Origin of the sequence: Leucobacter sp. MMO-125 (genome assembly GCF_037148395.1) — a bacterium.
In the GTDB taxonomy this organism is placed as follows: Bacteria; Actinomycetota; Actinomycetes; order Actinomycetales; family Microbacteriaceae; genus Leucobacter.
Genome location: NZ_JBBCTL010000001.1, coordinates 503125 through 520701 on the forward strand (window position 1 = coordinate 503125; position 17577 = coordinate 520701).

Below are 17577 nucleotides of genomic sequence, written 5' to 3' on the forward strand. Positions count from 1 at the left end.
CTGAAGGAGCACTGTGTCCGGAGAGAACCTGACCCGCGTCGAAGCACGCGAGCGCGCCAGCATCGTCACCACTGAGAGCTACGAGGTCAACCTTGATCTCACGACCGGGGCTGAGACGTTCGCTGCGGTGACGACGGTGCGCTTTACCGGGCGCGCGGGGGCGTCGACATTCATCGATCTCATCGCTGATTCCGTGGAGAGCGTCGAGCTGAACGGCCGTTCGCTCGACCCGGCTGCGGTGTTCGCGGATTCGCGGGTGCAGCTGCCTGAGCTGGCTGAGCAGAACGTGCTGCGGATCGCGTCGACTCAGCGCTACATGAACACTGGTGAGGGGTTGCACCGTTTCGAGGATCCCGCCGACGGCGAGGTGTACCTGTACTCGCAGTTCGAGGTGCCCGATTCGCGCCGCATGTTCGCGGTGTTCGAGCAGCCTGATCTCAAGGCGACATTCCAGTTCACGGTTACGGCGCCTGCGCGCTGGCAGGTGGTGAGCAATCAGCCGACGCCCGAGCCTGTTGCGGCGGGCACGAAGGCGGGCGCGCAGGGCGAGAGCTGGCCTGAGCAGGCGATCGCCACCTGGAGTTTCGAGCCGACGCCGGTGATGTCGAGCTATATCACTGCGCTGGTTGCTGGGCCGTACCGGGTAGTGCGCAGCGAGCTGACGAGCCGCGACGGCCGCACGATCCCCCTCGGCGTGTTCTGCCGTGAGTCGCTTGCCGAGCATCTCGATGCCGATTACATCTTCGAGAAGACTCGTGAGGGCTTCGCGTTCTTCGAGGAGCAGTTCGACTACCCCTACCCCTTCGACAAGTACGATCAGCTGTTCGTGCCCGAATACAACATGGGCGCGATGGAGAACGTGGGCGCGGTGACGTTCACCGAGGCGTATGTGTTCCGCAGCCAGGTCACCGACGCGATGCGTGAGCGCCGCGTGGTGACGATCCTGCACGAGCTGGCGCATATGTGGTTTGGCGATCTGGTGACGATGCGCTGGTGGAACGATCTGTGGCTCAACGAGTCGTTCGCCGAGTACATGTCGACGCTCGGTGTGGCGGAGGCGACGGAGTGGAGCGACTGCTGGACCACTTTCGCGGCTTCCGAGAAGTCGTGGGCGTACCGGCAGGATCAGCTGCCCTCGACGCACCCGATCGTTGCCGAGATCCGCGATCTTGAAGATGTGCTCGTAAACTTCGACGGCATCACCTACGCGAAGGGCGCTTCGGTGTTGAAGCAGCTGGTGGCGTGGGTGGGTCGTGAGCCGTTCATGCGCGGTGTGCACGACTACTTCGTGAAGCATCACCACTCCAACACCGAGCTCACCGATCTGCTGACCGAGCTTGAAGCGCAGAGCGGCCGTGATCTCACGGAGTGGTCGAAGCTGTGGCTCGAGACCGCTGGCGTGAACACGCTGCGTCCGGTGTTCGAGCTCGACGAGGCCGGCCGCTACAGCTCCTTCGCGATCGAGCAGACCGCGATCGCCGAGTACCCCACGATTCGCCCGCACCGCATTGCGGTGGGCCTCTATTCCACGGTCGACGGCGCCCTGCGCCGCGTGCACCGCATCGAGCTCGATGTTCACGGTGCCCGCACCGAGGTGCCCGAGCTGGTAGGTGCCGAGCAGCCCGAACTGCTGCTGCTCAACGATGACGATCTCAGCTACGCGAAGATCCGCCTCGATGCACGCTCCCTCGACACGGCGGCTGCGCAGCTGGGTGCCATCGAGGATTCGTTGGCCCGCGCGCTCGTGTGGGGCACGCTGTGGGACGCGACTCGCGACGCCGAGTTCCCGGCATCGCGCTTCGTCGACATCGTGCTCGCGCATATCGCCCGCGAGACCGCTTCGACCACGCTGCGCACGGTGCTCGGTCAGCTGCTCCTCGCTGCTGAGAGCTATGTGGATCCCGCGCATCGTGAGGCCTCGCTCACCCGGGTCGCTGCGGGGCTGCGTGAGCTCGCTGAGACGGCGGAGCCCGGCTCTGACGCTCAGTTCCAGTTCGTGAAGGCTTTTGCGCAGCTGGCGGCGAGCGACTCCGATCTCGACAGGGTGCAGTCGCTGCTCGATGGATCCGCCCCGCTCAGCGGCCTCGATATCGACACCGATCTCAGCTGGGAGCTGCTCACCTCGCTCGCGGCGGGTGGCCGGGTGGACGAGGATCGGATCGCTCAGCAGCTTGAGACCGACCGCACCGCGAACGGCAACCAGTCGGCTGCGCACGCTCGCGCCGCGCTACCGGGCGCTGCCGACAAGCAGCGAGCCTGGGCTTCGGTGTTCGAGGACAGCGACAAGCCCAACGCGATCGTGCGTGCGACCGGCGCAGGCTTCACGCGAGCCCACGATCTGGCGCTGCTCGAACCATTCGTCGCCCCCTTCTTCGACGCGCTGCTTCCTGTGTGGGAGTCGCGCAGTTACGCGATCGCCGAGGAGCTGATCGATGGCTTCTACCCGGCCCCGCTCGCGAGCGCTGAGCTTGCCGCGACGACGCGGGCGTGGCTCGACGAGCACCCTGACGCACCTGCCGCGCTGCGTCGCATGATCGTGGAGCACCTTTCGGGTGTGGAGCGCGCGCTGAACGCGCAGCGCACCGACCAGGAGGCCCGATGACGGGATTCCGGCTTGAAGGCGCCGAAGACGTTCCGGCTGTTGTGGGCAACGTCTTTGGCGACTTTGTGACGGCCTATCAGGTGCCGTTGCGCATCCTCCTCATCATCGTCGTCGCGGTGGTGTTGAACTGGGCGCTGCGTCGCGTGCTCATGCGAACGGTCACTCGTATCGTGCAGGGGGTGAAGCGTGCGCAGGACGTCGATACGACGTCTGAGATTCAGGCTGCCCCGTATGTGAACGCGCGCGCGGTGCAGCGCACCCGCACCCTCGGCACGGTGGGTCGCGCGATCATCACCTGGGTGATTGTGGTGATCGCGCTGATCCTGGTGCTATCCGAACTGCAGGTGAACGTGGGCGCGCTTGTCGCTTCGGCAGGCATTGTGGGCGCGGGCCTCGCTTTCGGTGCGCAGAACATCGTGAAAGACATCTTGAACGGCATTTTCATGGTGTTCGAGGATCAGCTCGGCGTAGGTGACATCGTCACGATCGGCGAGGTGAGCGGCACCGTGGAGGATGTGGGGATTCGCGTCACCCAGGTGCGCGCGATGGACGGCACGCTGTGGTTCGTGCGCAACGGTGAGATTCTCACCCTCGGCAACTCTTCGCAGGGGTGGGGTCGTGCGGTGATCGATGTCACGGTGCGCGCCGACAGCGACCTTGCGAAGGTGGAGCGGGTGACGCTCGAAACCGCGAAGAGTCTGATGCACGATCCTGCAACGGCCCGCAAGATCTCGGGCGAGCCTGAGGTGTGGGGTGTCGAGAGCGCCTTCGGTGACCGTGCCACGCTGCGCCTCGCCGTGCGCACCCGCCCTGAGGCTCAGTGGGCGGTGAAGCGGGCGCTGCGTGCTGCGCTGATTCGCCGCTACAAAGAAGAGGGCATTCAGCTCGCGGCTGAGCTGCCGAAGTATCCGGGAGGCACCGTATGACCGAGCCGATCCGGCCTCGCCCGCAGTTGACGCTCCGATCCGCAGCTGACGGGGCGGCCCTGACCGACACGCTGTGGGCGCAGGTGGGTGGCACCGACACCTTCGAGCGGATCGTGCGCCGCTTCTACGACGGGGTGCGCGAAGACGAGGTGCTGGCACCGATGTACCCCGACGCTGATTGGGAGGGCGCGATCTGGCGGTTGCGCTCCTTCCTGGAGCAGTACTGGGGCGGGCCGACAAGCTATTCCGAGCAGCGTGGGCACCCGCGACTGCGGATGCGGCACGCGCCGTTCCCGGTCACTCCCGATGCGAAGGAGCGCTGGCTGCGCCACATGCACGCGGCCCTCGACGAGGCCGAACTGCCGCCGATGCACGATGCTGCATTCCGCGACTACATCGAGCGGGCCGCCCTCGCGATGGTCAACCGCTTCGAGTGATGCGGTGGGGCGGATCGGCGTCACCGCGATCCGCCCCACTCCCCTGGCCTGCTACCGGCCCGCGATCAGCATTTCTGCGAAGCCGAAGGCTCGCAGCTGCAGATCTTCAATGCGGCGGATCCGGGCAGCCCCGACGTCGTAACCCTCATACGCCGGCGGCGGGTCGTTGCGCACATTGCGTGAACATTCGAAGTCGCGGCAGATAAGTGTGCCGACGGTGCTGCCCTTCCGGCCCGCCGGACCCACCCGTTTCGCGCTCCAGAAGGCGACATCGTTCGGCAGGCGCACGTCTCGGCACCAATTGCACATTGCTCGCGAACGCGGCATCGCCTCCGTCTGCGTTAGCGCGACACCGACGGGCTCGGCGTCGAGACGCGGCAGCACGACGTAGGCGCGCCTGGCAAATTTCGGGTCACGCCAGCCGAAGAAGTCGAGGTCGCGCCAGGCGGACTCGGTGAGGGTGTCGAAGTGAGTGGGGAGGCCCATTTCCGCCACTTCCCGCCGGGAAGCGTTGATGAACGAAGAACGGATGAACGGTTCGGTGAGGGGTTGCATGAGAGATCCTTGCTCGGATCGCGCAGCGCGCAATCCGAAGAGCGGTGCGGGGTCGACGATGTCGGCCGTGCAGAGCGCAGTTGCGCGGGCACGGCCTCGACGGCTCAGCTAATCGTCGTCGGCGAGTGCTTCGCCGACGACCTCCTGACGCTGGGAGTACAGCTCTCGATAGCTCACGGGTTCAGTCTACTCGCGCCAACTGCGGCAACGCCCTGGGGTGAGAGCCCCGGCTAGCACAGGGCACGGGCGCGGGTCGGCCCTCAGACGACCCGCAGCACCGCTCAAGCAGGGCCGCTCACACCGCCCCGGTATCCGCCGCGAGCACCTTGGCGAGGTCTGCGGGGCGACTCCACATCGGCCAGTGACCCGTCGGCAGGTCAATAAAGCTCGTGTTGGTGTACCTGCAGACTTCGGCGAACATCGGGTGACCGGCCTCGGCCAGCTCGCGCACTTGCGCACTCTGCATGGAGCAGCACACGAATGTCGTGGGCACCTCGAAGCGGGCCTGGTTGGTGAGCTCGACGGTCTGCCGGAGCACAGGCCCCGGCTCGGCGACGGCGCGAGCACGGAAGCGTTCGAGTGCCTCGGCGCTGAGCCCGTCAAGGCTTGCCTGCTGCGCGAGCACGTCGAAGGGCGGCAAGGGCAGACCTTCGCTTCCCTCTGGGAAGTCGGGCGCGAACGCCAGGCCCGAGGTCACGGGGCCGCTATCGACCCACACCACACGCGTCATACGTTCGGGGTGCTGATCGAGCACGCGGGTGACCGGCGCGTTCGCACCACTGTGGGCGACGACGATGACGGGCCCGGGCTCAGATTCGAGCAGCTGCTCAATGGCCGCGACCTGTTCGTCGAGGGTGCGTTCGGCGCGGTGAGGGTCGTCCTTGTCGAGGCCGGGCAGCGTCAGCGCCGTCGCTCGGTGCCCCAGATGGCTGAGATGGTGCAGTACCTCGTCCCAGGCCCAGGCCCCGAGCCAGTGGCCGGGGATGAGCATAATGGTCGGCTGCTGTGTGTGCGTGGTCATGTATTGATCCTCGCAGCGCCGCTGGAAAGCGGTATGTCACTATTTCTGACATGATTTGATGAACTTGCGGAGGTGATGAGATGAAGCGCGCTGAACGACTCCACGCGATCACGGAAATGCTGCGGCGCAGCGGATCAAGAGGATGCACCGCCGAGCGCCTGGCGCACGAGTTCGAGGTGTCGACGCGCACAATCAAGCGCGACCTCGACACCCTCGAACACAGCGGCGTGCCAATCTGGTCGCGCCCCGGCCCGGGCGGCGGCTACGGAGTCGCCGCGCGCTCAAACCTGCCACCGATCAGCCTCAGCCCCGCCCAGGCGGTGGCGCTTCTCGCCGCCGTGTCGGCCGCGGCCGACGCCCCCTACGCCGACCTCGCGTCGGCAGGGGTGCGCAAGATCATCGACGTGCTCGATCCGCGCACCCGCGCGAAAGCCGATCAGCTCGCACGCCGCATCTGGGTCGACAGCGACCGACCTGCGACACGCGCGGTGCGGTCGGCGCTGGAGGAAGCGATGACCGAGCAGCGTGTGGTGCGCATTCGCTACACCGCGGGCGGCGGCGAGCGCACGGTGCGGGAGGTGGAGCCCGTAATCTTCGCCTCCACGAACGGGCACTGGTATCTCATCGGCTGGTGCCGCCTGCGCGATGCGATGCGGTGGTTTCTCATCACCCGCATCGAGCGGGCCACGGTCACTCAGGCACCCTGCTCTGGGCACTCTGTTGCCGAGATCGGCACCCCGCCGGCAACGGCCGCACCGCTCTTCGCCGAAGAGCCACAGTGATATCCCACTTGAGTTCTGAGGTGCCGCTGCAATACTGAACCGTATGAGCCTGCACCTCACTGACGATGCCGCGGCCGACAGGCTGCTGACCGACAACCCCCTCGCGCTGCTGATCGGCATGCTGCTCGACCAGCAGGTGGCGATGGAGGTGGCGTTCTCGGGGCCGCTCAAGATCGAGCAGCGGATCGGCGCGGTCGATGCCGCAACGATCGCGGGCTGCGACCCCGACGACTTCGCGGCAGCGTTCAAGCAGACACCCGCGGTGCATCGCTTCCCCGGCTCCATGGCGGATCGCGTGCAGACGCTGTGCCGCAACGTCATCGACGAGTGGGGCGGCGACGCCTCCGCCATCTGGACCGACGGCGACCCCGACGGTGCGACGGTGCTGAAGCGACTCAAGGCCCTGCCCGGTTTCGGTGATCAGAAGGCGCGGATCTTCCTCGCACTGCTCGGCAAGCAGTGCGGCTTCGCGGGCGAGGGCTGGCGTGAGGCCGCCGGCGCCTACGGCGAGGAGGGCTCGTATCGCAGCGTGGCCGACATCACCTCCCCCGAAACACTGCTCAAGGTGCGCGAGTCGAAGCGTGCAGCAAAGGCCGCCGCGAAACAGCGGGGCTGATCCGCAAAAGCCGACCACTCAGCCGATCACGCCGGTATCGCATTTCAGAGTCAGATTTCAAGCCCCTTGCGCTGAAGCACATAACCAACACGCACCCAAAGCGCCAATAATGGCGCTCTTTTTTACGACTTGATCAGGTGTTCTTGTCACCCTTCCGCGCAAGGTGCACCCAAGCGCTCCTGAAGATATTTTATTTACGCCTGTAGCCCTTTCCCTTCGATATCAAGTTGGTTACCATCCAGCTTTAGAGGTGAGCACTGCAACTGTCGAAGTTGGGAGCGCTGTGGGAAGCGCGAGTGATCACCCTATTCCAAGGGGGGAAATTTGTTTCGTCGATCATCAGGCACCCGTCCACGGCGAATAGGGCGCATACTCCTCGTCGCCGCGGTGGTGGGGTTCATGGCGGTACCCATCCAGGCTCCGCTGGCAGCTCAAGCTGTTCGTGTGGCCGGGGTCACTGCTACCAGTGGCGGCTACACGCAGACCTTCACCCAGCCAGGGGCTCCAAACGTTGTAGCGACCTATACGTTGTCGGGAGGGACTGTCAAGAGTTCACCAGACACCGCCGCGTTCCCTACGAAGAACAGCAATGCTGGAATGTACTCTCAGACCATTCCCGCAGGCACCGCAACAGCGCAAATCCAAACCGAACCCGCTTCTTGCGGCACCGCAGTCGGCAACTTCGAGTGCGCGAATCGCGGCACGGTGAAGATAGCGTTCAGTTCACCGGTCGACAATCCGGTCGTTCACATTGCCGGCCTCGGCGCCTTCCAAGGGGAAAATCGCTACGGCGCGGCAGGGGTGCTTTCGTCGGTCCCAGCAGGCGCAACGATGTCAGTGGCGGGGAACGCCACGAACCTCCAGGTCGTGAGTGGCGGAAGAAAGTTCCAGACCACGTCTTCCCGACCCAACACCGTATGCGATGCGACGCCCGCAGGAGCGAACGGCACCGCGGGTTGCGGCAGCCTGCAGGTGGCGGGATCGGATCTCACCGAGATCACCTTCAATTTGAGCTTGAAGGGCAACCGAGGCGTCAACGCGGCAATCGAGACAGCCGATCAGTGGACGATCTTGGTGACCTTGCCCGATGCACCGACCCCTGCCCTGGACATCGTCAAGACGTCGAATGTGCAGCAAATCAGCGCAGCCGGCCAGGTTGTAACGTATTCGTTTGCCGTGACCAACACCGGAAACGTACCGCTCGACGAAGTGACTCCGCAAGAGACGAGCTTCACAGGCACCGGGCAGATGAGTCCCTTCAGCCCTGGCCCGGTGAACCTCGACCCCGGAGAAACCCAGACGTTCACTTCCCGCTACATCGTCACCCAGGATGACATCAATGCGGGAACCCTGAACAACGTTGCGATCGCGACGGGCACCGGTCCGAAGAACACTCCAGTTGAATCACCACCATCTGAAGTCACCATTGCGGCACCGGCGGCGCCTGATCTGACGATCGTGAAGTCGGCGACCCCGTCGGACTCAGATTCGTTCACTGTCGGGCAGCAAATCGAGTACTCATTCCTGGTGACCAATACAGGAAACACCACGCTCACAGAAGTCACCCCTTCGGAGGAGGCTTTCACGGGAACAGGAGAGCTCGGAGCCTTCTCTCCCGGACCGGTGACGCTTGAGCCTGGTGCTCAGCAGCTGTTCACCGCTGACTACACGCTGACCCAGCAAGACGTTGATTCTGGACGAGTTGACAACACGGCCACTGCCACGGGAAATCCCCCGAACGGGCCTCCCACTGAGGCGCCGCCGTCAGAGTATGAGATCCCCGTATCTCCCAACCCCAGCATCTCTCTGGTGAAGTCTGCCAACACCGCACAAGTAAGCCTTGGCGACACCATTACCTACAAGTTCTTGGTGGAGAATACCGGCAACGTCACGCTGACGGACGTGGCCCCTTCTGAAACCGAGTTCTCCGGGTCGGGCACGCTTTCCGGCTTCACACCGGAAACCGTTGATCGCCTGATTCCCGGTGAGCGCGCCACGTTCACCGCCGAATATACGGTGACGCAGGATGATGTCGATAGAGGTGCGATTACGAATGCCGCGATTGCGACCGGGACGCCCCCCACTGGGCCCCCTGTTAATTCGCCTCCGTTTGAAGTGGAGATTCCCGCACTCCAAGATCCGGAGCTCACGATTGTGAAAAGCGCGGATATCACCGATACCGCATCGTTCACAGCCGGACAGAAGGTGACGTATTCATTCCTCGTCACCAACACCGGCAACCTGACGCTCAAGGATGTGACCCCGGTGGAGGGCGACTTCACTGGCTCGGGTGAACTCGGCCCGATCACCCCAGGCCCGGTAACGCTCACTCCTGGTCAAAAGGCGACGTTTACGGCGGAGTACACGCTAACGCAAGCCGATGTTGATTCAGGCTCTGTGTATAACTCCGCCACCGCGACAGGCGTGCCCCCGTCGGGCCCTCCGGTCGACACGCCGCCGTCCGAGGTCACCATTCCAACTCCTGCAGAATCGGGGCTGTCGATAGTGAAGTCGGCTGACAAGTCGGAGATCACCACCGCGGGCGAAATCGTCACCTACTCGTTCCTCGTCGCCAACGTCGGAAACGTCACCCTCACTGATGTTGCTCCCGTCGAAGTCGAGTTCTCGGGCACGGGCGAACTCAGTGCTTTCGAGCCAGAGACGGCAACACTGGCCCCAGGCGAGGACACCACGTTCACGGCGACATACACCGTCACGCAGGCCGATATTGATGCCGGTGGTATTACCAATGCCGCATCGGCAACTGGCACGCCGCCGGAAGGAAGCGAACTCCCGCCGACACCACCGTCGGAGGTCACTGTTCCGTCGACGCCGAACCCGAGACTGTCGATTGTGAAGTCGGCGACACCGTCCGACATCGAACGATTCCTCGTCGGTCAGGAGATCACGTACACCTTTGTGGTCACGAACACCGGAAACGTCACGCTGACGGATGTGACTCCGGTTGAGGGCGACTTCACCGGCTCGGGCGAGCTCGGCCCCATCACCCCGGACGCCGTCACGCTCGCACCGACAGAACAGGCAACGTTTACCTCCACGTATGTTCTGACCCAGGCTGACATCGACTCAGGATCAGTCAGAAACACGGCAACCGCGACGGGCGTTCCCCCGACTGGCCCGCCTGTCGATTCGCCTCCTGCAGAGGTGGAAATTCCCACCCCTGCAATGCCGGATCTCACGATCGTGAAGACTGCCGATGTGCAGAAGATCACTCACGTGGGGCAGCTCGTCACCTATTCCTTCGTGGTTGAGAACGTGGGCAACGTGACGATGACTGATGTGCGTCCCGTAGAGGTTGGATTCTCTGGCACCGGTCGGCTTGGCGCTATCACGCCTGAGTCTGTGAGCTTGGCCCCGGGCGAGAAGGCCGTTTTCACGGCGACATACTCGGTCACGGCCGCGGATCTTGAGCATGGCACGCTCGAAAACACCGCGACCGTCGAAGGTGTCCCGCCGGGTGGCGGCATCGTCGAGGGGCCGCCTTCGACGGCCAAGGTGCCTGCCGCACCTCTGCCGGGCCTGCCCACTACCGGCAGTTCTGGTATCGCAGGGCTCGCCCTGATGGGTCTGGCCACTCTGGCAGCAGGAGGATACCTGTTGATGCGTCGCCGTAAGCTGCACCTGCAGTAGCAGCGACCGAATGGTTACGGGGTGTGAGACTCAGCAGAGCCTCACACCCCGTAGCGCTGTCTTCAGCGATGCCTGTAGGAGATAACCACCCACGCGTGCCATGAGCGCAACAGGCTCAAGAAGATGGTGCCCCCGGAGAGATTCGAACTCCCGACCGGCGGATTAGAAGGCCGCTGCTCTATCCACTGAGCTACGAGGGCAACCACACCAGCGTACTATGCCGCCTCCCTGCAAGGGGTTCGTTCCAGGACTGACCTGCGCAGCTTCGAGCATTGCTCACGGCACCAGTCCCCCAAAAATGTGTTGGTGCCGCACATTGCAGGCTCTAGTGTTGACCTCAGATGCCCCACTGAGCGGAGGTCGCATGTTCGAGCACGATGCGGTGGATGTCGAGCAGCGAGCGCTCACAGGGGCCTTGCCGCCACGGTCGCACGTCGCCGAGCTCGTAGCCGAAGCGCACGCACGCTATGCCGGGCTCGACGAGGGCGAGGTCGCCGATTACATTCCGGTGCTCGGCGCCGCCGACCCGGCGCGCTTCGGGCTGTCGGTGGTCGACATCGAAGGCACCTCACATGAGGTCGGCGATGTCGGAGACACCTTCTCGATTCAGTCGATCTCGAAGGCGTTCGTGTTCGCGCTGGTGTGCGAAGAGCTCGGACATGAGGCGGTGCATGATCGTGTTGGCGTGAACAACACCGGTCTCGCGTTCAACTCCGTGATGGCGATCGAGCTGAACGGCGGCAGCCCCATGAACCCGATGGTCAACGCGGGCGCGATTGCGACGACCGCGTTGGTGCCGGCGGCATCTGCAGAGGAGCGTTGGGAGCTGGTACGCGGAGGCCTGTCGCGCTTCGCTGGCCGTGAGCTCGAACTCGATAAAACCGTCTACCGCTCCGAGGCAGAGACCAACCATCGCAACCGTGCCATCGGCAGACTACTGCAGAGCTACGGTCGGCTCGACCCCGACCCGCTTGAGACCGTCGACGTTTACACCAGGCAGTGCGCACTGTCGGTGACGGCGCACGATTTGGCGGTGATGGGCGCGACGCTCGCCGCAGGCGGGGTCAACCCCGCGACCGGGGAGCAAGTGGTCTCGGCCGAGGTGTGCCGCGACACGCTCACAGTGCTCGCCTCATGCGGCATGTACGAGCGCTCGGGCGAGTGGCTGTTCGAGATCGGTCTGCCTGCGAAGTCGGGGGTGTCCGGCGGTATCGTGGCCGTCGCGCCCGGCAAGGGCGCCGTAGGCACCTACTCGCCCCGCCTAGACCCGGCCGGCAACAGCATCCGGGGCCAGCGGGCCTGCGCCTACCTCTCGCGCGCCCTCGGCCTCAACCTCTTCGCCTCGATCCACCGAGGCGCTTCCGAACTGGAGGCATCGCATGTCTGAGCAGTCGACTTCCGCTCGCAGCGCACCCGAGCGGGCCGAACGAAGCTCCTGGGCGCCGATGGTGGGCCTGTTTCTTGCACAGGTCCTGATGTCATTCAACGTGGCCGCGCTTCCCATCTCCTTGGGCGGCATGGTCGAAGATTTCGGTGTGCCGCCAACCGCTGCGAGCACCACGATCGTGGTGTACGGCATCGCGGTGGCGGCGCTCGTGATGACGGGTGCCAAACTGGGTCAGCGTGTGGGCTGGGTGCTCATCTTCCGCGTGGTGATCGTGGTGTTCGCGGGTTCTTCACTGATGATGATCCTGTCGCCCTCGATCGGCTGGGCCATCGCCGGCCAGGTGCTGGCGGGCGCCTCAGCTGCGATTATCGTGCCGGCCCTGGTGGCGCTCATCGCGGAGAACTACCACGGCGACCAGCAGGCCACCGCTGTCGGATCGCTCGGATCCGCTCGCGCTTTCTCGGGTGTCAGCGCCTTCCTCATCGGCGGCACGCTCGGCACGCTGGTGGGGTGGCGGCCCGTGTTCGGGATCACCCTCGGCCTTGCCGCGCTCGTCTTCCTCTTCAGCTTCCGGCTGCGGTCGGATCGTGGCAATCCTGCTGTCAAGATCGACCTCGTCGCTTCGGCGCTGATCGGCGCCGGGATCGTGCTGCTCACGCTCGGATTCAACAACCTGAACGGCTGGGGCATCCTGTTCGCCGAGCCGGGAGCTCCCTTCGGTATTCTCGGCCTCTCCCCCGCACCCGTGTTCGTGGTGCTCGGCCTGGTGCTGGGGCAGTGCTTCTTCCTGTGGACCACTCGGCGCATGGCGCGCGGTGAGGTGCCGCTCGTCGACCTGAGCGTGCTCAAGGAGCCGACTGAGCGTGCTGCCGTCTACGCCATGTTCATCATTGTCTCGATGGAGGCCGCCGTGAACTTCACGGTGCCCACCTACATCCAGGTCGTGCAGGGCCGCACCCCGTTCGACACCTCGCTCGCGATGATGCCGTTCAACCTGACAGTGTTCGTCACGGCGACACTGATCGTGCGCTACTACAAGCGCTACGCACCGCGCACGATCGCCCTCTTCGCGTTCGCGCTCACTACGGCGGCGCTCGTGTGGTTGGCCTTCGTGGTCACGAACAACTGGGAGACGCTGCCCACGATCATCGGTCTGATCGTGTTCGGCATCGGGCAGGGCGCCCTGGTGACGCTGGTGTTCAACGTACTGGTCACAGCCGCACCGAAGCGCTTGGCTGGCGATGTGGGGTCGATCCGCGGCACCACGCAAAACCTGGCCTCGGCCGTGGGCACCGCGGTTATGGGTGCGGTGCTGGTCACCACTTTGGGGCTCGGGATCGGCAGCGCCGTGGCTGAGCACCCTGATCTGCCGCCGGAACTCGCCGCCCAGGTGGATCTCGACAGTGCGAATTTCATCAGCAATGACGATCTGCGGGCGGTGCTCGAAGACACGACCGCTGACCCTGCGCAGGTTGAGGCGGCCGTCGCGCTCAACGAGGAGCAGCGGCTGCGCACGCTGAAACTCGGTTTCCTGCTGCTCGCGGGTATCAGCGCGCTCGCGGCGCTGCCTGCGTCGCGGCTGCCGAAGTATCGGCCCGATGAGATTCCCGCCGACGCCGTGGGATCTGCCGAGTGACCGCGCCGATCCGCCATCTGCCGCGCACCCGGCCCCCGGCTTCCTCCTCCCCCATCCATCCCTCCGAAAGGATCCCCGTCATGCAACGCTCGCGCACCCTTCTCACTACCGCGCTCTTCGGGGCCGCCGCGGTCCTCGCTCTCTCGACCGCCGGCTGCTCCGGCAGCAGCTCGAACGCCTTCGTCGGCACCTGGGGCGACGAGGGCGCCGGCTCGGCACCCTCCCTCACGATCGAGCAAAACGGCTCCTTCTCAGGCACCGACGGCTGCAACCGTCTGGGCGGCACTGCTACCTTCGACGGCGACACGATCGACTTCGGCCAGGTCGCGAGCACGCTCATGGCCTGCGAGGGCGTCGACACCTGGTTGCAAGCTCTCAACACCGGCGCAGTGGTCGATGGCAAGTTGCAGATCAAGGACGAGAGCGGCGAGGTGATCGGTTCGCTGCCCAAGCAGTAGCGACCGCCTTGCGATCCTCACGATGAGAGCGGATCTCGCGGTGAGTAGCACAAGCACCTCGGGTGAATGGTTCCGCCTCAGGCTCCTTGCTTCCCACCGTCGAGGGCGTCGATTGCTGCGGTGAGACGGCGGCGCTCCTTGGATATCCACTGACCGTCGGCGTAGTTCGCGAGGAAGGTTTCGGCGAAGTCGACAGGGTCGTCTCCGACGATGGCGCGCACCGGGGTGCCGTCGGCTGCGGCGCGCTCGAAGAGTTCGGTGAGGTCTTCGGTCATCTGCACCAGGACGTCGCCCTTCGAGATGGCACCGAAATAGCTGAGGTAGCGTTCGATTGCCTGCGCGGCTGCGCGGTGGCCGGCGGGGAGGGCTTTGATGCGGGCCTGGCATTCGCGCCAGCGGCGCTTATCGCCGAGATCGCCGAGGATCGTGTCGAGGGTGTTGCTCATGGTGATACTCCTTCGTGAAGTGTGGTGATTCGCTCGGTGAGAAACTGCCAGGACTGCCAGAACTCCTCGAGGTAGCCGCGGCCTGCCGTGTTCACGGAGTAGACCTTGCGGGGCGGCCCTTTCTCGGAGGGGGTCTTGACGACGTCAACGAGGCCGCGTTGTTCGACGCGCACCAGCAGCGCGTAGATGGTGCCCTCAGCGATGTCGGCGAAGCCTAGTTCTTGGAGCCGCGACCGGATTTCGTAGCCGTAGCTGGGATGCTCGGCGATGATGGCGAGCACCATGCCTTCCAAGACTCCCTTGAGCATCTCGGTCATGTGTTTTGCCATCGCATCGCTCCTTGCTACCTAGTGTTACACGGTACTGCTACAACGTAACACTAAGTAGCTCGCTGCACCACCCCTCAATCCGAGCGCCAGCTAAGATCGACGAGTGCGCGCAACCACCAGGCCCCGCCTCCCCTTCGAGGTCTGGGCCCTTGTCGCCGGCGGCTTCACAGTCGCGCTCGGCTATGGAGTGGTGGCACCAGCGATCCCCCAGTTCGCCCTCGAATTCGGCGTGTCGGCCTTTGCAGCCTCTGCGATCGTCAGCGCCTTCGCGCTCATGCGACTGCTCTCAGCACCCCTGGCCGGTTGGGTGGTGGGGCGATTCGGCGAACGGCGCAGCTACACCACAGGCATCCTCATCGTCGCACTCTCCACTGGCGCCGCCGCATTCGCAGCCGACTACACCCAGTTCGTCGTGCTGCGCGGCCTGGGCGGCATCGGCTCGACAATGTTCACGGTCGCCGCAACGGCGCTGCTCGTCAAAGTTAGCCCGCCCGCTGCCCGCGGCCGCGTCGCAAGCCTCAACGCCGCCGGATTCCTGCTGGGCGGCCTACTCGGCCCCGTCTTCGGCGGCATCGTCGCAACGTTCGGTCTGCGCGCCCCCTTCGTGTTCTACTTCGTGACCCTCGTCGCCGCGGCCACAGTCGTGGCCATCGCGCTGCGACGGTCGCAGGCCGCGGGCGCCCCCGCACCGCTCAGCGGCACCAATGCCGAGCCCCCGGCAACGGTGCGACTGCGCGAAGCCCTGCGCGTGCCGCAGTATCGCGCACTGCTGCTGTCGGTGTTCACCTTCGGCTGGGCCTCATACGGTGTGCGCGTCTCGGTGCTGCCGATCTTCGTCGCGGTCGCATTCAGCGGCGACGCCACGGTCGCCGCCTGGGTGCTCGCCGCTTACGCCGCCGGCAACGCCATCCTCATCTTCCCCTCGGGCCGCTGGAACGACTCCCTCGGCCGCAAACCGGTGCTCATCGCGGGCATGGCGGTGCTCGCCATCACCTACGCGGCCGTGCCGGCAAGCCCCGGCATCTGGACCACCGCGGCCGTGATGTTTGTCGCCGGAGCGGGATCCGCACTCGTCAACCCCGGCCAACAGGCGGTGCTCGCCGATGTGCTCTCGCAGCGTCGTGGCGGCCAGGTTGTGGCAGGCTATTCGATGATGAGCGACCTCGGCGGCGTGCTCGGCCCCGCTATCGCCGGGGCCGTTGTCGACTTCGCAGGCTTCGGCTGGGCGTTCGGAATCACGGCCGCGCTGCTCGCAGCGGCTTCCATCATCTGGTCGCTGATCCCTGACTCACGCGGCCTGAGCTTGGCGGATCCGGCCCGCTGACGCGGCCCGCAGGGCGCACCCATCAGGAGCCTGTTGCGGCTCTGCGCCCCCAGCTGCGGGGCTCAGCCCTCGAGATCGTCAACGCCGGGCAACCAGCTCAGCCCTGGCCTACCCCAGCCGTTCTTGCGCTGCGCCTTCTGCGCGCCACGGTTCTCGGGGTGCACCAAGCGGTCCACGTAGAGCAAGCCATTCAGGTGGTCGAACTCGTGCTGCAGAATACGCGCAAACCAGCCGCTCGCCTGCACTTCGAAGGGCTTCCCGTCGATGTCTTGAGCGCGCAGCAGCGCGCGGGGCGAGCGGCGCAGTGCGAAGCGCTCACCGGGGAAAGAAAGGCAGCCTTCAACCTCGTCCTCATCGGGAAGGCCGGGCTCGAGCGGCGCAATCCACAGCTCAGGATTGATGGCGACACCCTCTGCCGGAGCTTCATCCTGATCCTCATACATCCATACGAACACCCGCTGACCCACACCCACCTGGGGGGCCGCAAGACCCACACCGGGAGCGGCAACCGTCGTCTCGAACATGTCGTCGACGAGGGTGCGCAGCGCGGAATCGAATTCAGTCACGGGCGCCGCCGGACGGTGGAGAACCGGCTCGCCGGAGATCACAATAGGAAGAACTGCCATGCGCACCAGTGTAGAGGCGAGCCTTCAGCACCGGCGCTAGACTGAGGCGGTTCGAGGTGCGGGATCCGCGATCCCGACCATACAGAGCAGCAAGCAACGGGAACGAGGAACGACAGTGTCGAACGCCCCAGCAGATCAGATCGTCTGGATCGATTGCGAGATGACGGGTCTCGACGTAGACCGCGACGGCCTCTGCGAGATCGCCGTCATCGTCACCGACTTCGACCTCACTCCCCTCGACCCCGGCTTCGAGATCGTCATCAATCCGGGCGCGGAGGCACTCGCGCAGATGAATGACTTCGTGCGCAAGATGCACACCGAGTCGGGCCTGCTCCCCCGCATCGAACACGGTGCCTCCCTAGAAGAGGCCGAACAGCAGGTGCTCGACTACCTCAGCAAGCTCGTCACCCCCGGGCGCCGCCCCCTCGTCGCAGGCAACACGATCGGCATGGATCGCCGCTTCATCTCAAAGTACCTCCCGAAGCTCGACGCGCGACTGCACTACCGCAGCATCGACGTCTCCACCATCAAAGAACTGAGCCGCCGCTGGTATCCGGCCGCCTACTTCGGCGCGCCCGAGAAACGTGGCGGGCACCGCGCACTCGCCGACATCGCCGAGTCCATCCAAGAGCTCGCCTACTTCCGTAGCGCCGTCATGACACCCGCTCCCGGCCCTGACAAGGCAGCGTCCGAAGCACTCGCCCAAACCGCGAGCGCCACCTACTCGACACTCATCGACGGGCTCGTGCAATCCGCCGAGAACAGCGCTGACTGACACTCA

General features: G+C 65.0%; 16 protein-coding genes and 1 tRNA gene. 11 read left to right on the forward strand and 6 right to left on the reverse strand.

Features of this window, described 5'->3' with window-relative positions:
• Window positions 1-13: 13 nt before the first annotated feature.
• The 3 genes from pepN to WFI54_RS02335 are packed head-to-tail and all read left to right on the forward strand — an operon-like array spanning window position 14 to window position 3965.
• Window positions 14-2602, forward strand: a complete 2589-nt coding sequence (gene pepN, locus WFI54_RS02325) for an aminopeptidase N (RefSeq protein WP_336651181.1) — start codon at window positions 14-16, stop codon at window positions 2600-2602.
• The gene (locus tag WFI54_RS02330; RefSeq protein ID WP_336651182.1) at window positions 2599-3528 is read left to right on the forward strand and encodes a mechanosensitive ion channel family protein; all 930 of its coding nucleotides are present in this window, start codon (window positions 2599-2601) and stop codon (window positions 3526-3528) included. The genes pepN and WFI54_RS02330 overlap by 4 nt, the downstream gene beginning before the upstream one ends.
• Window positions 3525-3965: a globin gene (locus tag WFI54_RS02335; RefSeq protein WP_336651183.1), complete on the forward strand. Its 441-nt coding sequence runs from the start codon at window positions 3525-3527 to the stop codon at window positions 3963-3965. Before WFI54_RS02330 ends, WFI54_RS02335 begins: the two co-directional genes overlap by 4 nt.
• A gap of 51 nt (window positions 3966-4016) precedes the next feature.
• On the opposite strand, the gene WFI54_RS02340 is transcribed toward WFI54_RS02335, so the two are convergent.
• Window positions 4017-4520: an FBP domain-containing protein gene (locus tag WFI54_RS02340; protein WP_336651184.1), complete on the reverse strand. Its 504-nt coding sequence runs from the start codon at window positions 4518-4520 to the stop codon at window positions 4017-4019.
• Window positions 4521-4815: 295 nt separating this feature from the next.
• Complete coding sequence (locus WFI54_RS02345) at window positions 4816-5541, reverse strand: alpha/beta fold hydrolase (protein WP_336651185.1); 726 nt, start codon at window positions 5539-5541, stop codon at window positions 4816-4818.
• A gap of 80 nt (window positions 5542-5621) precedes the next feature.
• Between WFI54_RS02345 and WFI54_RS02350 the strand changes: the two genes are divergently transcribed.
• The 3 genes from WFI54_RS02350 to WFI54_RS02360 all read left to right on the forward strand — a co-directional run bounded on the left by WFI54_RS02350 (window position 5622) and on the right by WFI54_RS02360 (window position 10590).
• Window positions 5622-6323, forward strand: coding sequence for a helix-turn-helix transcriptional regulator (locus WFI54_RS02350; protein WP_336651186.1), 702 nt, complete (start codon window positions 5622-5624; stop codon window positions 6321-6323).
• Between the two features lie 43 nt (window positions 6324-6366).
• On the forward strand, window positions 6367-6939 hold the full coding sequence (locus WFI54_RS02355; protein WP_336651187.1) for an HhH-GPD-type base excision DNA repair protein: 573 nt from the start codon (window positions 6367-6369) through the stop codon (window positions 6937-6939).
• Window positions 6940-7338: 399 nt separating this feature from the next.
• Window positions 7339-10590: a DUF7507 domain-containing protein gene (locus tag WFI54_RS02360; protein WP_336651188.1), complete on the forward strand. Its 3252-nt coding sequence runs from the start codon at window positions 7339-7341 to the stop codon at window positions 10588-10590.
• A gap of 124 nt (window positions 10591-10714) precedes the next feature.
• Here the strand turns inward: WFI54_RS02360 and WFI54_RS02365 are convergent.
• Window positions 10715-10790: transfer RNA gene (locus tag WFI54_RS02365), tRNA-Arg, on the reverse strand.
• Window positions 10791-10954: 164 nt separating this feature from the next.
• On the opposite strand from WFI54_RS02365, the gene glsA reads away from it, so the two are divergent.
• From glsA to WFI54_RS02380, 3 genes are all read left to right on the forward strand, one after another.
• Window positions 10955-11977 carry a glutaminase A gene (glsA, locus tag WFI54_RS02370; RefSeq protein ID WP_336651189.1) on the forward strand — a complete coding sequence of 341 codons (1023 nt, stop codon included), beginning with the start codon at window positions 10955-10957 and terminating at the stop codon, window positions 11975-11977.
• On the forward strand, window positions 11970-13613 hold the full coding sequence (locus tag WFI54_RS02375; RefSeq protein WP_336651190.1) for an MFS transporter: 1644 nt from the start codon (window positions 11970-11972) through the stop codon (window positions 13611-13613). Before glsA ends, WFI54_RS02375 begins: the two co-directional genes overlap by 8 nt.
• Window positions 13614-13693: 80 nt before the next feature.
• Window positions 13694-14071 carry an META domain-containing protein gene (locus WFI54_RS02380; RefSeq protein WP_336651191.1) on the forward strand — a complete coding sequence of 126 codons (378 nt, stop codon included), beginning with the start codon at window positions 13694-13696 and terminating at the stop codon, window positions 14069-14071.
• Window positions 14072-14148: 77 nt separating this feature from the next.
• Here WFI54_RS02380 and WFI54_RS02385 read toward each other — a convergent pair whose 3' ends face one another.
• Together WFI54_RS02385 and WFI54_RS02390 are read right to left on the reverse strand one after the other, a co-directional pair.
• Window positions 14149-14517, reverse strand: coding sequence for a DUF1048 domain-containing protein (locus WFI54_RS02385; protein ID WP_336651192.1), 369 nt, complete (start codon window positions 14515-14517; stop codon window positions 14149-14151).
• The gene (locus WFI54_RS02390; RefSeq protein WP_336651193.1) at window positions 14514-14846 is read right to left on the reverse strand and encodes a PadR family transcriptional regulator; all 333 of its coding nucleotides are present in this window, start codon (window positions 14844-14846) and stop codon (window positions 14514-14516) included. Before WFI54_RS02390 ends, WFI54_RS02385 begins: the two co-directional genes overlap by 4 nt.
• A gap of 103 nt (window positions 14847-14949) precedes the next feature.
• Between WFI54_RS02390 and WFI54_RS02395 the strand changes: the two genes are divergently transcribed.
• Complete coding sequence (locus WFI54_RS02395; RefSeq protein ID WP_336651194.1) at window positions 14950-16170, forward strand: MFS transporter; 1221 nt, start codon at window positions 14950-14952, stop codon at window positions 16168-16170.
• 62 nt (window positions 16171-16232) lie between these two features.
• On the opposite strand, the gene def is transcribed toward WFI54_RS02395, so the two are convergent.
• Window positions 16233-16796 carry a peptide deformylase gene (def, locus tag WFI54_RS02400; protein ID WP_336651195.1) on the reverse strand — a complete coding sequence of 188 codons (564 nt, stop codon included), beginning with the start codon at window positions 16794-16796 and terminating at the stop codon, window positions 16233-16235.
• Window positions 16797-16911: 115 nt separating this feature from the next.
• Here def and orn point away from each other — a divergent pair, with 115 nt between their 5' ends.
• Window positions 16912-17571, forward strand: a complete 660-nt coding sequence (orn, locus tag WFI54_RS02405; RefSeq protein WP_336651196.1) for an oligoribonuclease — start codon at window positions 16912-16914, stop codon at window positions 17569-17571.
• Window positions 17572-17577: the final 6 nt, after the last annotated feature.

What these genes read in the sequence shown, in the direction of transcription:
- WFI54_RS02330 (WP_336651182.1), top strand. Translation starts at nt 2,599, where the DNA reads ATGACGGGATTCCGGCTTGAAGGCGCCGAAGACGTTCCGGCTGTTGTG.
- WFI54_RS02335 (WP_336651183.1), top strand. Translation starts at nt 3,525, where the DNA reads ATGACCGAGCCGATCCGGCCTCGCCCGCAGTTGACGCTCCGATCCGCA.
- WFI54_RS02340 (WP_336651184.1), bottom strand. Translation starts at nt 4,520, where the DNA reads ATGCAACCCCTCACCGAACCGTTCATCCGTTCTTCGTTCATCAACGCT.
- WFI54_RS02345 (WP_336651185.1), bottom strand. Translation starts at nt 5,541, where the DNA reads ATGACCACGCACACACAGCAGCCGACCATTATGCTCATCCCCGGCCAC.
- WFI54_RS02350 (WP_336651186.1), top strand. Translation starts at nt 5,622, where the DNA reads ATGAAGCGCGCTGAACGACTCCACGCGATCACGGAAATGCTGCGGCGC.
- WFI54_RS02355 (WP_336651187.1), top strand. Translation starts at nt 6,367, where the DNA reads ATGAGCCTGCACCTCACTGACGATGCCGCGGCCGACAGGCTGCTGACC.
- WFI54_RS02360 (WP_336651188.1), top strand. Translation starts at nt 7,339, where the DNA reads ATGGCGGTACCCATCCAGGCTCCGCTGGCAGCTCAAGCTGTTCGTGTG.
- glsA (WP_336651189.1), top strand. Translation starts at nt 10,955, where the DNA reads ATGTTCGAGCACGATGCGGTGGATGTCGAGCAGCGAGCGCTCACAGGG.
- WFI54_RS02375 (WP_336651190.1), top strand. Translation starts at nt 11,970, where the DNA reads ATGTCTGAGCAGTCGACTTCCGCTCGCAGCGCACCCGAGCGGGCCGAA.
- WFI54_RS02380 (WP_336651191.1), top strand. Translation starts at nt 13,694, where the DNA reads ATGCAACGCTCGCGCACCCTTCTCACTACCGCGCTCTTCGGGGCCGCC.
- WFI54_RS02385 (WP_336651192.1), bottom strand. Translation starts at nt 14,517, where the DNA reads ATGAGCAACACCCTCGACACGATCCTCGGCGATCTCGGCGATAAGCGC.
- WFI54_RS02390 (WP_336651193.1), bottom strand. Translation starts at nt 14,846, where the DNA reads ATGGCAAAACACATGACCGAGATGCTCAAGGGAGTCTTGGAAGGCATG.
- def (WP_336651195.1), bottom strand. Translation starts at nt 16,796, where the DNA reads ATGGCAGTTCTTCCTATTGTGATCTCCGGCGAGCCGGTTCTCCACCGT.